Origin of the sequence: Kibdelosporangium philippinense (assembly GCF_021390435.2) — a bacterium.
Lineage (GTDB): Bacteria > Actinomycetota > Actinomycetes > Mycobacteriales > Pseudonocardiaceae > Kibdelosporangium > Kibdelosporangium philippinense.
On sequence record NZ_JAJVCN010000005.1, the window covers coordinates 236,417 to 249,838 of the forward strand.

General features: G+C 64.1%; 8 protein-coding genes. 3 read left to right on the top strand and 5 right to left on the bottom strand.

Annotation, left to right across the window (positions count from 1 at the left end; translation table 11 throughout):
- Positions 1–224: 224 nt before the first annotated feature.
- Both LWC34_RS54340 and LWC34_RS54345 read right to left on the bottom strand, forming a co-directional pair.
- On the bottom strand, positions 225–779 hold the full coding sequence (locus tag LWC34_RS54340; RefSeq protein WP_233734510.1) for a recombinase family protein: 555 nt from the start codon (positions 777–779) through the stop codon (positions 225–227).
- A 405-nt stretch (positions 780–1,184) separates the two neighbouring features.
- Complete coding sequence (locus LWC34_RS54345) at positions 1,185–1,571, bottom strand: hypothetical protein (RefSeq protein ID WP_233734512.1); 387 nt, start codon at positions 1,569–1,571, stop codon at positions 1,185–1,187.
- Between the two features lie 711 nt (positions 1,572–2,282).
- Between LWC34_RS54345 and LWC34_RS54350 the strand changes: the two genes are divergently transcribed.
- From LWC34_RS54350 to LWC34_RS54360, 3 genes are read left to right on the top strand one after another with little or no spacing between them, the layout of a single operon-like run.
- Positions 2,283–3,359 (top strand): tyrosine-type recombinase/integrase, encoded by a 1,077-nt coding sequence (locus tag LWC34_RS54350; RefSeq protein ID WP_233734506.1) that lies wholly within the window; start codon positions 2,283–2,285, stop codon positions 3,357–3,359.
- Positions 3,356–3,676 (top strand): helix-turn-helix domain-containing protein, encoded by a 321-nt coding sequence (locus LWC34_RS54355; RefSeq protein ID WP_233734507.1) that lies wholly within the window; start codon positions 3,356–3,358, stop codon positions 3,674–3,676. Before LWC34_RS54350 ends, LWC34_RS54355 begins: the two co-directional genes overlap by 4 nt.
- Before the next feature lie 2 nt (positions 3,677–3,678).
- On the top strand, positions 3,679–5,274 hold the full coding sequence (locus LWC34_RS54360) for a site-specific integrase (RefSeq protein ID WP_233734508.1): 1,596 nt from the start codon (positions 3,679–3,681) through the stop codon (positions 5,272–5,274).
- Positions 5,275–5,756: 482 nt separating this feature from the next.
- On the opposite strand, the gene LWC34_RS54365 is transcribed toward LWC34_RS54360, so the two are convergent.
- The 3 genes from LWC34_RS54365 to LWC34_RS54375 are packed head-to-tail and all read right to left on the bottom strand — an operon-like array spanning position 5,757 to position 13,413.
- The gene (locus LWC34_RS54365; RefSeq protein WP_233734513.1) at positions 5,757–12,737 is read right to left on the bottom strand and encodes a hypothetical protein; all 6,981 of its coding nucleotides are present in this window, start codon (positions 12,735–12,737) and stop codon (positions 5,757–5,759) included.
- Entirely contained in the window at positions 12,728–13,012 is a 285-nt protein-coding gene (locus LWC34_RS54370) for a hypothetical protein (RefSeq protein WP_233734514.1), read from the bottom strand. Before LWC34_RS54370 ends, LWC34_RS54365 begins: the two co-directional genes overlap by 10 nt.
- On the bottom strand, positions 13,009–13,413 hold the full coding sequence (locus tag LWC34_RS54375; RefSeq protein WP_233734515.1) for a YbaB/EbfC family nucleoid-associated protein: 405 nt from the start codon (positions 13,411–13,413) through the stop codon (positions 13,009–13,011). The genes LWC34_RS54370 and LWC34_RS54375 overlap by 4 nt, the downstream gene beginning before the upstream one ends.
- Between the last annotated feature and the right edge of the window lie 9 nt (positions 13,414–13,422).

A 13,422-nucleotide genomic window follows, 5' to 3' on the forward strand; every position in this document is an offset into this window, starting at 1 on the left:
CCGTCCGCATAGGCCCCGGGGCACCGCACGGCCACGGGCGCTCGGGACGGGCTCCAGTAGCCTGCTGACCTTCTCTGGGGGGCTGGAGGTCGTGGTTGGCCACGCGGGTGTTCGCCGAGGACGGGGTTGAGTAGCAGCGGTACAGCCATTAGCGCTAAGCCCTCGGCGTCGCTGGTCAGTGGTGCTTCATGTTCTGCCGTGTTTTCGGTCGTGGCAGAAGATGATCAGGGGGCCTCGTGGGGTGCGGCACCAGGAGCCGGGCTGCGATGGATGACGCGGTGGATGGTGGAGCGGCCGACGGTGTATTCCTCGGCGAGGTCGGCCAGGGAGCCCTCGCCGTCGGCGTAGCGGCGGCGAATAGAGCGCTGCGCGGATTCGGGCAGCTTGGGTTGTTTGCCGCGCAGTTTGCCCTTGCGTTTGGCGATGGCCATTCCCTCGCGGGTGCGCAGGTGGTTGAGGTTGGCCTCGAACTCGGCGACCATCGCCAGGGTTTGCAGGAACAGCCGGCCGAACGGGTCGTCCCAGTCGTAGACCGAGGCGCCGAGGCCGAACAGCACGCCCCGGCCGCGCAGGTCGGTGAGGATCTCGTTGGCTTCGGCCATGTTGCGGGCGAACCGGTCGAACTTGGTGACGGTGAAGACGCTGCCGTCCCACACCGCCGCCAGCGCCTGGTCCAGCCCGGACCGGTTGGTGCGGGTGGTGCCGGAGAAGCCGCGGTCGATGTAGATCCGGTCCGGCTCGACTCCCAGCGCTTGCAGCTGCTCGGTCTGCACGAGCACGTCCTGCTCGTCGGTGGAGCAGCGCGCGTACCCGACTCGTGTCCCATTCTCCCACCCATTGTTCCGTATACCCCCGCCACCGGAACGCAACGCGGAACACTCTTACGGAACAGCTCGACCAGGAACCGTGCTCACGTGCCACGGTGTTCCGTTGGGGTCCCCGTAGTACTCGCCGAAAATCGGGTGGATATGGCTGAGTAGGCTTCTGAGCTGGGGATCTGCGGGCTGGCGGGAGGTCGTTCTTGGCGACGCAGGTGTTCGCGGACGAGGAGCTGGAGCGTCTGCGGGGGTTCCCGGAGATCGGGCGGGACGAGTTGTTCCGGTTCTTCACACTCACCCCGGCAGACGTCGCGTTCGTCGATCCCGGCCGGGGCCGCGGTCCGGCCGGGATCGATTGGATCCCTTTTATTGGGGCACCGAGAGAAAATCACCACCGTAGGAGCACCCATCGCCGCTAAGTTCGCCGGGGTCATGACCGCAGACTCGAATGGACTTAACGGCCTTATCAAAACTCTGATATGCCTGGCCACGGGGGACTTCGCTGTACAGCGTGTGCATCTCACTGTCGCCCACCAGGAAGTAGTCGACATGAGCTTGTTCATTGCTAGTACTGCCGACCCACACCCACCCCTTTTTGCCGTTGCCCGGGTGGTTGTCGGCCTTGGCCGTGTAAGCCCTATGAGTGACGGTAACGGCCTTATCGGATGCCAGGGCGGGCTGCGTTGCCAAACCCAGCCCTGCGACGGCCACCACACCGGCGACGGTGACCCGCCTCAGCGTCTCCAATTTCATTCTTCCTCCTATAAAGCAATTACCCCGTCCGCCCGGCTTGCACAGCCGGAAAGCGTCCTTGCGAACGACCTGATTGAAGACAACCAGGCTGCACAACCGACATCTACCTGATCACGGAAAGTCTTCCTCAAAGTACACAATGTTGTGTAAATTAGGTAACTGATTAGGTTGTTTTGTACGGCTTTTCCTTGATCGTCCATATGGGTGATCAAGGTGTGCGGGCTGGGGATCGGCGCCCGGTCCTACGACGAGCTTGCCGCTCTGGTGGTGCGTCAAGCGGTGGTGATCGAATAGTTGTGGGCCGCAGAGCGGGGGTTGGTTTTGTCCGTCAGTTGCGACCGCGTTTCTCCGCGCCTCCCGACCGCACCCGGTTCGGCCGGGAGGTTTGTGTTCGTGAGATCTGACCGCGCCCGATCCCCGGCTCGTAAGGCGGGCACACTCGACCTTTCCTCGATCCGTGCCGCCCTTGACCGTTGCGCAGGCGCAGGTCCAGGTGGAGCGCCCGGAGCGAAGCGGAGGACGAACGACCTAAGAGATAACCCGTGAGTTCGGAGGTTCCTCGTCGGGAACGCAAGGGTCCACTCCGCCCAGGACCAGGGCGGTCTCACTCCTTTGGGTGACAGCCTGCCGTTTTGACTCAACTTCAGCTTTCGTGAACCGATCTCGAACAGGTCGAGGTTGTGCGGATCAGACTGAAGGCAGGGCTGCGGGTTGAGTCTGGCGGTGGTGCGGGACCTGCGCGAGCGGCGCCCGCCAGCGAGCCCGGAGGAGATCGCCGAGTTCGAGACCGACGTGCTGGCCGGGTTCGTGCTCGCCCGCGCCTCGGCAGGCTTGGCCGACGGCACGATCAGTTCCGACGTCGGCCACCTCGAACAAGTCCGGGCCTGGTTCGGCAAACCGTTGTGGGACATGGAACCGACGGACGCCGACGCCTACTTCGGCAAAGCGCTGCGTTCCGCGGCGAAGGGCACCCGGCTGGCGCGGTCGCAGGCGTTGACGACGTTCTTCGCGTTCCTGGAACTGCGGCACCAGGTCGAGATCCACGCCCTGACCGGCCGAGTCGTGCACTGCCCGATCGACGAGATGAACAAGCCCCGCGGTCGCAAGCAGGCCGCGCTGCGCATCCCGCCGACCGACCAGGAAGTCGACACGCTGTTCGCCGGGTGGCGGCAGGAGCTGGTGACCTGCCGGAAGTTCGCGCCAACCGCCCGCAACTTCGTCGCCGCGAAACTGATGTCCCAGGTCGGTCTGCGTGTGAACGAAGCGTGCGGCCTGGACCTGGACGACGTGAAGTGGGAGCTGGGCCGGTTCGGCAAACTGCACGTCCGCGCTGGTAAGGGCGCCAGGGGCAGCGGTCCCCGGGAACGGATGGTGCCGCTGATCAACGGCGCCGACCGGACCCTGCGCTGGTTCATCGAGGACGTGTGGGGGCACTTCGACGACGATCACCTCCGGCCTGGCGCACCGCTGCTGCCCTCCGAGCGTCGTCACGCCGACGGAACCTGCCGCCGCGTCGGCGACGACGCCCTGCGCGCCGGATTGGCCCAAGCCACCGCCGCGCATCTGCCGGGTTGGACGGAAAAGCTTACGCCGCATGTAATGCGACACTTCTGCGCCAGCCAGCTCTATCTGTCTGGTTTGGACTTGGTCTCCATTCAGGAGCTGCTCGGACACTCCTGGATCGCCTCGACTCTGAACTACGTCCACGTTCACCGGACCCGGATCGAAGACGCCTGGGTCGCTGGCCAGAAGCGTGCCGCCGGGCGCCTGGAAGGACTGCTGTCATGAAGTGGAACCTGCGGCTCGCCGCCGCGAATCGAGGCATCTGGAAGGCCAGCGAGTTGCAACACAAGCTGGCCGAGCACGGCCTGGTGATCTCCGCAGGCAAGATGTCCGGTCTGTGGTCAGGAAACCCGGCCAGCATGAAGCTGTCAGACCTCGACGTCATCTGCGTGGCGCTGGGCTGCGAGATCGGTGAGTTGCTGATCCCCGAACCGGAGCAGGTCCACAAGCCCGGCACCGACGAGCAGCCCAAGGCCGCCGCCGCTGGAGCACCCGCAGTAACGCCCAAGCGCCCTGACGGCCGCTCTCTGCCACCGCTGTGACGATGAAGCACAGGGTTCGCGGGCCGGCGCGCACCTGTGTGAGTTGCCTGTCCTGGGGCCGGATCTTTGGGCATGGGTTCTGTGTTGCCTGCTACATGTTCGCCCGCGAGTACGCGGTCGACCAGTGCGCCGGATGCGGTCGCTGGGAGCCGGTGCGCAGTGAGTACTGCCGGTTGTGCTGGGCCCAGGCCAGGGTCCTGGCTCGGGAGAGCGGACGCCCGCTGCACTCGACCGGCGCCACGGCCGTTCGCTTCCTGCAACAGGTACGGCATCACCAACTGTTCTTCGCCGACATGCAGTCCACGCGCGGCGCGTCCACCTCGCCACCCAGAAAGCACCCGCGCCGAGGTCGCCCCCGCACGCCGGATCCCGCACCAGCCGGACGGCCTGTCACTCGGTGGGCGCAGCCGGTGTTGTTCCCCGGTCTGCCACGGGACTACACCCGCTTCGACGAAACCATGGACGCTAATCCAGACAACCCATGGCTGCGCTGGGGACAGCACGTCGCCTGCCAGCTCGCAGAACGACGCGGCTGGCCCCGGCGCATCCGCCTCGACGTCGAACGGTCGCTGATCATCCTGCTGTCCCACCACATCGACGACGACACGGTGTCCTACGTCGCCATGTTCACCGCCCTGCGACCACTGGGCCTCAGCTGCGATCGAACCGCCGACGTCCTGAACGAAATGGGTCTCCTCGTCGACGACCGCCGCCCCGCCTTCGAGGACTGGCTGGAAGGCAAACTGGACGGAATCGCGCCGGGCATCGCCCGCGAAACCGAGACCTGGCTTCGAAACCTGCGCAACGGCGGGCCTCGCACACGGCCACGCGACATCCACACCGTCCGGCAATACGCCAGGGCAGTCCGCCCGATCCTGCTCGACTGGTCCGCGAACTACGACCACCTGCGCGAGGTCACCCGGGAGAACGTGCTCGAAGCCCTGGCGCCCCTCCGCGGCAGGGACCGCCAACACACCCTGATCGTGTTGCGGTCGATGTTCGGGTTCTGCAAGAAGAACGGCGTCGTGTTCCGCAACCCGACGAGCCGCATCCGAGTCGGCGACCGGCACTCGAAGAACATCCAGCCTTTGCGCGACGACCAAGTCCAGCGAACCGTCGCCGCAGCTGCCCGGCCTGCCGACCGGCTGATCATCGCCCTTGCCGCGATCCACGCCGCCCGATCCGGCGCCATCCGCGCTCTGCGGCTCGACGATGTCGATCTCGGCGACCGACGCCTGATCATCGCCGGGCGACTCCGCCCACTCGACGACCTCACCCACAAGCTCCTGCTCGACTGGTTGGACTACCGCCGCACCCGCTGGCCCACCACCGCGAACCCCCACCTCCTGGTCAACCAGATGACCGCACTCAAACTCGGCCCGGTGAGCGGGTTCTGGATCAAAGCCGGGTTCCGAGGACAAGAAGCCACCCTCGAACGCCTCCGCGTCGACCGGCAACTGGAGGAGGCACTCACCCACGGCCCTGACCCGCTGCACCTCGCGGTCGTGTTCGGACTCGATGAGAGGACCGCGATCCGCTACGCCGCCTCGGCACGTCAGCTTCTGGAAACCGCGATCGAGTGCGACACTTCGGGTTGAGCCGAACCCACGGGTCGAGCCCTGGTCCTGGGCGGAGTGGACCCTTGGGTTCCCGACGAGGAACCTTCACTTGCGCTGAACCCACGGCAGCCAAGGGGTCGCCGTAGTAACCGGCCGAAAATCGGGCGGATACTACGGCGACCCCGGGTACCGCCGCTCGCGCGCCATCTGACCAAGCTTGCCGCAGGTCAGCAGCAGAGATCAACATACCTCGCCGAACCAACCGACCAAGATCTCAAACACCTTCTTAGTAGATCCGCTGTCCGGAAGATCAGGAGCACCTCACACGTGAGCGTGACTGTTTCGAAGAAGTCGCAGCCCAGCGGACGGATCGTCCGCGGCCCGCGGCGCGGTATCCGCAGCGGGCGTCGGCAGCATCGGGCATCCCACTGGGCATGTTACCTTACGGCGAAGACCGGAGCCGTGGGCGGGTTTTGCGCGGCCCGCGTCCCAAAACGCCGGCCAGAACACGCGTAATTTCCTTATTCCTCCGGTTCACGCTTGATAACCTTCTTCTTGTTTTTGTCGAAGTAGGATAGGTAATCGGGGCCGTAATCGGTGAGGATCAGGCGGTGAGGATTTGACTGATCATCGAACGCGTTGTCCAACGCGACCAGAACAGCGATCGGCTGATTGCGATATCCGCCATCCCTGTCCGGCATCCGGACGGCAAAGTTCACAAAATACGCGTTGATACGACTGCGGTCGTAGGCCGGCCGAGACGTGTTGGCCTCCAGCGCGACGTTCGCGAACGCGATGGCATTGGCCGCCCCTTCAGCGCTCATAGTGGTCGGGCGCTTGGTAGTCCCCGTCACGTCCATGCGATAGTCCGGGAAACTTGCGTAGGTCTGTCCCCAGGCTGCGATGGTGTCTTCAGTGTCGAGCACGGCACCCAGATATACACCGAGAATTCGCCCGTTGAGCAGGGAAGACCACTCGCGGGCAGGCCGCCGTTTTTTGCCGTCCCGGGTGAGGACGGCGTCCTCGGTGAGGAACAGTCCGTTTTTGTTCAGCAGGGCTCTCTCGTGGTCGAGGAGGTGCTGTTGCCGCAGGGGACCGGGTGTTACAGGAAGTGGTGCCGATGATCGGGTTCTTGTGCTTCCTCGAACCAGCCGCTTGATCTCGGTGGCCACCGCCTTCTCCAGCTGCCCCCAGACCACATTCTTCAGATAGGCATCCGTCGGCTGGTTGTCTACCTGTAGCGGCAGCCGGGGGTCGTCAGGGTTACGGGCGATGCGTTCCAGCTGAGACTGGCCGATGGTGATCGTCGCGGTGATGTGATCGACCCGGTTCCGGACTGCGGGATGCAGCTGCCCGTTGTCGTCGGCGTAGGGCGCGTACACGCGGTGCACCGGGTCGCGCGGGTCACGCCAGGGGAACGCGTGGTCCATCTCCGGCCTGATCGTGAGCTGATGCTGGATGGTCCTGGTCCAAAGGATCTGGACCTCGTTCTCGGTGCCAGGGGGTTCGGGGGGATAGACGGTCTCGGTCGCGGTCCGTCCCTGATCCAGCTCCACGCGCCGCACCCTGGGCTGGCTGCGTGTGGGCCGGGGGTGGATCCGGGGCGGCTCAGCCGGGGCAGCCTCAGCCATCTGGACGTCAGGCCTTTCGGCTGCCGTGGACATGGCACGGACGCCCAGGTAATGGCCGCCCGCGTCAAGTGTCCGCAACAGCGTGACCTGGACGCCGTTTTCCGGGCCATAAGTGGCCGCGTCGCGGCCGTTCTCATCCACCACTGTCAACCGCAGCCCTAACATATGAGCCAGCGCGTACGGGACAAGGTCGGCGGAATCGTTCATGTATACGCCGCGTTTGCCAAGCGCTCGGACTGCGTCCTCGTAGGACTGGTTGGGGTTCCCGTGGAAACCCTGCAAGCGCGTCTCATTGGCCGCCAAGTAATCGGCGGCCCGCTGCCGCAGATCCGACACTCGTCGCCTGAGCTCGGCGGGTTGCAAGGGCTGATAGTCCGGCCTGGAAACCAACACCGCCTCAAACAAACAGTCCCCATTAGGGACCGTATCCACCGCCTCCAATCCCCGCTGAGTCAAAATTTCCCGCTGGGCTACGGTCGGCGCCGGGCGAGTCCGCAGCTCACTCGACGACCCCACCGTCTCCACGTCAATCCCAGGACCGATCTGCTGGGGTGCTCCCGTCTCCAGAACAATCTGGGCGGGCTGTCTCGGATTGGTGTTGCCGAGGCCGTGTTGGTGTGCTGAAGGACGATATGTTTCGAGGCCGGGGTTTGGTTGGGGTGGTGCGAGCCTGGTGCCGAATTGGTTGCCAAGCCACTGGGCTAGTTGTGTGGCTGATTGGATGTTGTTCGTGTGATTCAGTTCATCGGCTATGACCAGGCGCATGTATTCATGCAGTAGGAGTCGCCGCCGCGTGTCCACTGACATTTCGGGGTGGGGTTGTGGTGGTGCGGTTTGTTCCCTGGCGAGGATCTCGTCGGCCTGTCTCTGCAGGTGGGTCTGAACCTCGGAGGGCTGTTTCGTTATTGTGTTACGTGCGAGACCGGCCTGATGTTGCAACGTGTTCCATCGGGTGTCGACGATGGAGTGCGCGATTCGGTCTGCGAAGTCATTAACGGTCCCCTTGGGTGTAGCCATGTCCGGAGCAAACAAATTCGGCAATACTTGATGTATTGTGCGAGTGAGTTCCTTCTCCGTCGCTATCCCGAAACCTCGGTTGGTGAGCCTGTTGTCGATCCAGCCCCTGCCGAAAACGATCGCCGCCGCGTGATGCAAGGGATTCCCCGGCGGCAGACTGTCCTGATCTGTTGCTGGCAAGGTGGCGACACGATTTACGTAACCCAGGGCGGCGTCGAGCACCTCCGAAGGTGCATTGGTTATCTCGCGGGCTTTGAGCACGGCCTGAAGATATATTAAGTTTCGGGTCGGGTCCGCTGATATCGCCGGGCCCTGGGATGCTGGGTGGGTGGGTGGGTGTTGCTGGCGGTGGACCCGGGGCGGCTCGGCCGGACCAGCGTCAGCCATCTCGACATCAGCATCAGCCTCGGCGCGCTGCGCGTGGGTCGCCTCCCCCCCAAACGTGCCATCAGAGTGCTGAGGCCGGCCGGCGTGGCTGGTCGCGGTATGGCCATGACCAGCCACGCCGGCCGGCTCAGGCGCCTTTCCGTCGATCTCGGTTATGTATTCTTGGGCATAATTGCTCAACTCGTCGTTGCTTATATCTGACTGTCGCCCCTGCTCGTAATACCCGGATTTTAGGAGGTCTTGCCGGGTTTTGACTTTCAGAAAAGCCGTCCGAGCCTGATCGTTCCATACTATTTTACGCTTTTTAAGATACCCGCGAAATCCGTTGGTTGTTGCCTCCGCTTTAGCTGTCGACACCGACTTCCGAGCTTTTATATCCGCAGCTTTCCGCTCCTGCTGTTCTGGGGCTTTCCGCTTCTGCTCCTCAGCTTTCCGCTGTAACCCTTCCTCGGACGGAAAATACCTGTCAGCTTTCCAGCGCCCCCCCATCACGGTTTCCCAGTAAACGTCAACAAACTGGACGTAATCAAATTTTACTTGTCGACTTTTGAGGTAATTTTCAAATGCTGCTTGTGTTGGTATTGAAGTCTCGGAATTCATGTAACTTTTGGCATGCCGGTAAAGACTTTCTTTGTTGCTCTGGAAGGGTTTCTGCCCCGATGAAGAACGATGCTCCATCGACCCCGCACTATCGCCAACACCCGACTTCGGCACACGCTGCTCATCAGCCCGCCCCGGCCCTGGCCCCGGCGTCGGCTGCGGCTCACCAGGGCGCCACTGGCCGGGCGACGGTCCGACAGCCGGAGCGCGACCGGCCGCACCAGCCAACCCCGGTGGCTCGCCCCTCAGCCTCAAGCCCCCACCGATGATCTCGTTCTTCTCCTGCAAGATCGCCTCCCGCGCAATAGCGCGCAGGTCCACAACTTTCCCTATCACACCCGCGTCTTGCAGATGCACCAAAACGTGCTCTTGGGTCGGAATGTTTTTGCCATTTTTCTCGCGGTAGCGCTGAATATAATCACGGGCCAGTTCCGTGATCGCGTCTACATCCTCTTCTCTTGCCGCGCTCAACTTCCGCGGCCACGACTGATTGTCGCGTAATTCCGGCGGGCCGCTCTGCGTCACACGCGCCGGCGGATCGACCTCCGGTTGTGCGGATGCGCCCGGATAACGCGGTCGCTCGGCACCGACCGGCTCGCCGTGACGCACAGGACTCCCCCCTGACGAACCCGCAACACGCCCTCCTCCAGCCACATCACGTGAATACCCAGCAGCCTCGGCAACATCAACATCCATAGGCCCTCGACCAGCGGGAGCCGTCGTGGACGACGTATCCCACCTGGCAGGCGTGCGCTGTCGGGAGGGCCCGGCTGATGCCCGCTGGTGGGGCCTGTCCAGCTCCTGACGATTGACCGGCATGCCGCCGGGCACACGCGGTCGGGGTCCAACGTTGCCGTGGGTGAGCAACATGTGTGCAAGATGGTCGGCGAGTTCGGCGGCGGTTTTCGGCCGGTAGGTGCGTTGCGCCAGATACCACCGAAACATCTCGTCGACCTGTGCCGCATTGACCGTGCCGTCCTGCCAACCGGAATTCTCCTTGCCCAACCTCAGGTTCACGTCATTGACCACATCCGTGGCTATCCAGCCGTCTTGTTGGATCAGCCGGACGTCGTCGAACTCGGTCCCGGTATGGGGCCCGAACAGTGCCTGTATGCCAAGCTTGTCGGTGAGCGTGATATCGAGCTCGCTCAGAACAGTCTTCGCATCCAACGCCTCAGATACGTCAACATCGACCAAAGTCCTGATGTCCTCATCGACATCGTCCGCGGCCTGCCCCGGCTGACTGATGTAGAAAGATTGCGACGCCGTCAGGGGTGAGTCACCAGGCTGCTGGTCCTCGACACTCGCCGTGTCCTGATCGGATATGTCGAACTCGTAGACAGTCTCACTGTCCTCAGACCAGCCAACATCCCGTACCCACCCGGTTTCCAGACCAGGCAACCCTTCAACATCGACTACGGGCATATCCTGCTCAGGGCCGCTTGTGATCAGGTTCGCCGGGTTCGGTGCCCCGGAAGGGACGATCGCCGCACCGGGTCCAGCATTCACCGTCGCCGACCCAGCACCGTCCGACCCAACAACCGCAGAAGCCGACTCACCCGACACCATCGACGGAGCGACGGAAACCGCGCTCTTCGGACTACCGACGCCGACGTTCAGACCACCGGGCACCATGTTCGGTCCGGCAACAGCGGAATTCGGCCGGTCGTTAGCGGTGTCCTGCTGTTTCGGCACCGGGGTGATGGTGACCTGCTGCGGGTCTTGCTGGAGCGTCACCTCAGACTGCTTCACCACCGGCGCCGTGGCGTTCTGGTTCTCACCGGCCTCGGTGTCCACATCGAACGCGTCTTCGCCGCTGTAGAGGGTTGCGGCGTCGTCGTCCCAGTCGAGGTCCACTTCGATGGTGGGCAGGGTGCCGCCCACGAAGGCGGTCTCCAGACCCGGGAGGCCGCCTTCGTCCATCTTCGGGCCGTTGGCGTTCTGGGACGCGGGATTCTGCGCCGATGGCGTGGCGGTGGGGCCAGTGTTGGCTGCTGGATTTGCGGCTGTGTTCTGTCCAGCGCTCGCGACCGCTGGACCGTTGTTGCCGGCATTCGTAGCCGGGCCGTCGGACGGTTGCGCGACGTTGGCGGGGTTCGGACCTACGGCCGACGTCGTCGGAGGGCTAGTGCTTGGACCGTTGACCGTGGTGTTGGGATTGCCGTTTGCAGTGGCCTGCGGACCCGAGGACACCGCGGGACCGTTGTCGGAATCCAGCCCTGCCAGTCCGTTCGCACCCGCGGGCCCATTTCCCGGTACGTGCGAAAGCCCATTGGTCGGGCCGGCGCCCGAGCCCGTCACACCAGGCGTTGCCGGCCCATTGACCGACGTCCCCGTACCACCAACCGAATTCGGCCCACCATTCACGGCCGGGCCGTTCGACGACACATTCGGCCCGGCTGGCCCGTTCGGTGTCGGTGTACTTCCGGGCGGTCCTACCGAAGGTGCGACTGGATCGCCCCCTCCTGGAGCGGGGGCGCGAGTGGGCCAGTGCCGGGTGGGGGCGGCGGTGTGATCGGCTGACCATTCGGCCCCAACCCGACCACTGTCACCACTGTCACCACTGCCGGACGGCAACGGTGGCGCCGCGCTACCACCACTGGGCGGCGGGCTGCCACCATTCGCGCCCGGCCCACCCACCGCACCACCCGTATTGCCCGTGCTAACCGGGCTGGTGGTGCCGGTGGTGCCGTTCACTCCCAGACCGACACCGGTGAGCCCGCCGCTGTGCACGCTGTCCGGATTGGCTAACACCGGTGGCGGTACCGCACCGTACGCACCGTGTGGAATGCCCAGTTTGTTCTTCTGCGCTTGGATGTTCTCGCGGGCCGTCGTCTCCGCCTGGTGCATCCCTGTATCGGTGACAATGCTGTTGACCACACCAAAACCGATATCTGAGGCCGAACCACCGATACCCGGCGCCATGGCCGTGCCACTGGCCACCACCTCGGCCACGATCCCGGACTGGACCCCGTTCACGAGCTTCGTCCCGTGCGTTGCCCCCAGCCCCGCCTTCCTGCCACCAGTGTGCGCGACAGACCCCGCCCCGCCACCCAGGCCACCCAAACCCGCCGACAGCCCAATCGACGTGCCATCCGACCTCTTGCCCGCCAGACCATCGGCCAGGGCCGTCTGGGCCATTTCCTCGTTAGCCTCCTCGACAACGTCGTCCGCCGTGTGCACGGCGATGGTCCGCCAGTTCTGCTTGACAGCCTCCTTGAAGACCGTGGGCAAATTGCGGACGGCAATGTCCTGACCCGTCTGCTTCATCGCGGTCGTCACGATGTCGTCGAAGCCGCCCTTCGCGATCCGAACGGCCACGTTGTCCAGTCCGTGCGTGGCCACCTCGGTCACGACCTTGGTCATGATGATCGCCATGGTCTTGCGACTGACACCCAGCCGCACCAGCCGCACCATCAACTGCCCCAACGCGAGGATGAACGGCCACGACGCCCACAGGAAAATATTCGCCGCGATCCACGCCAACTCGTTCAATGTCCAGACCACCTGGACATAAATCCCGTACCGGCCGGACTCGATATTCTGCGCCTGCTGTTCCAGCTTCCACGCCTGCAGGTTCGCCATATCGGCCAGCGTTTCGCCCGTGCCGTCGTTGAGCTTCGCCGCGAACTCCCGAAACGAATCCGCCACCCTGTCGCTGACGTTGTTCGCAACACCATCGACCAGCCTGTGAAGACCATCACCCGCCGACACAATCCGCTGCGCGAAAGCCCGGTACGCCTCCGCCTGCTCACGCATCAAGCCGACCTGCCCCGGCGGCAGCGGCCCACCCGCGATCAGGATCGGCAGACCCTGCCACCCATCCGGAATGAAATGACTCTCGTCACCAGGCGGTTCTACGGACACAGGGCGCTGGTCTCAATCACGACAACCGTGCAGGTGGCTCTGCCGACCGTCGGACACAGGCATGTGTGTGTCCTCCATCTCCCCGCCCGTTTGGCGAAGACCGCGGCGAACTTCGTGCCGTTGTCGTCGTCACCGGAGATGTACTGCCCATCTGTGATGCCATCGAGCCCGGACCGCAACAGGTCGACCGTGGAGTAGATGCACTGCGTCGTCTCGTCGAATCCCGGGATGTACGTGCGGAGGACCGAGATGCTGACCCGAATCTCGCCGCTCATGTCATGGGCCTGCCGAAGAAGCCGTTGGCATCGAAGTCCTTCGGCAGCAACGCGTCCAGGTCGGCCGTACCGTCCATCATGCTCTTCAGGTCGAAACCCGGCGGCGTCATGGGCCCCATCAACTCGGCCATCTTGTCCCGGGATTCCGCCTGTGCCTTGGTGATGGTGTCCAGCACCGCCGCGGCGAGTTCCGAAGGGGTCAACCTGCGGTACGCCGTCGACGGGAACCGCACGTTCCGCACCTGCCCGTGTTGACCAACAGTCACCGAGACCACCGTGCGCGGCGCGGTGACGGTCACCTCGATCTCGGCCAGCCCGCGGTGCACGTCCACAGCTTCCTGACGCCTACGCTGAAACTCGTCGAAGGCATCCTGCAGCTCCTGCTCAAAACGAGACACCACGCAATGCTC

What these genes read in the sequence shown, in the direction of transcription:
- LWC34_RS54355 (WP_233734507.1), top strand. Translation starts at nt 3,356, where the DNA reads ATGAAGTGGAACCTGCGGCTCGCCGCCGCGAATCGAGGCATCTGGAAG.
- LWC34_RS54360 (WP_233734508.1), top strand. Translation starts at nt 3,679, where the DNA reads ATGAAGCACAGGGTTCGCGGGCCGGCGCGCACCTGTGTGAGTTGCCTG.
- LWC34_RS54345 (WP_233734512.1), bottom strand. Translation starts at nt 1,571, where the DNA reads ATGAAATTGGAGACGCTGAGGCGGGTCACCGTCGCCGGTGTGGTGGCC.
- LWC34_RS54370 (WP_233734514.1), bottom strand. Translation starts at nt 13,012, where the DNA reads ATGAGCGGCGAGATTCGGGTCAGCATCTCGGTCCTCCGCACGTACATC.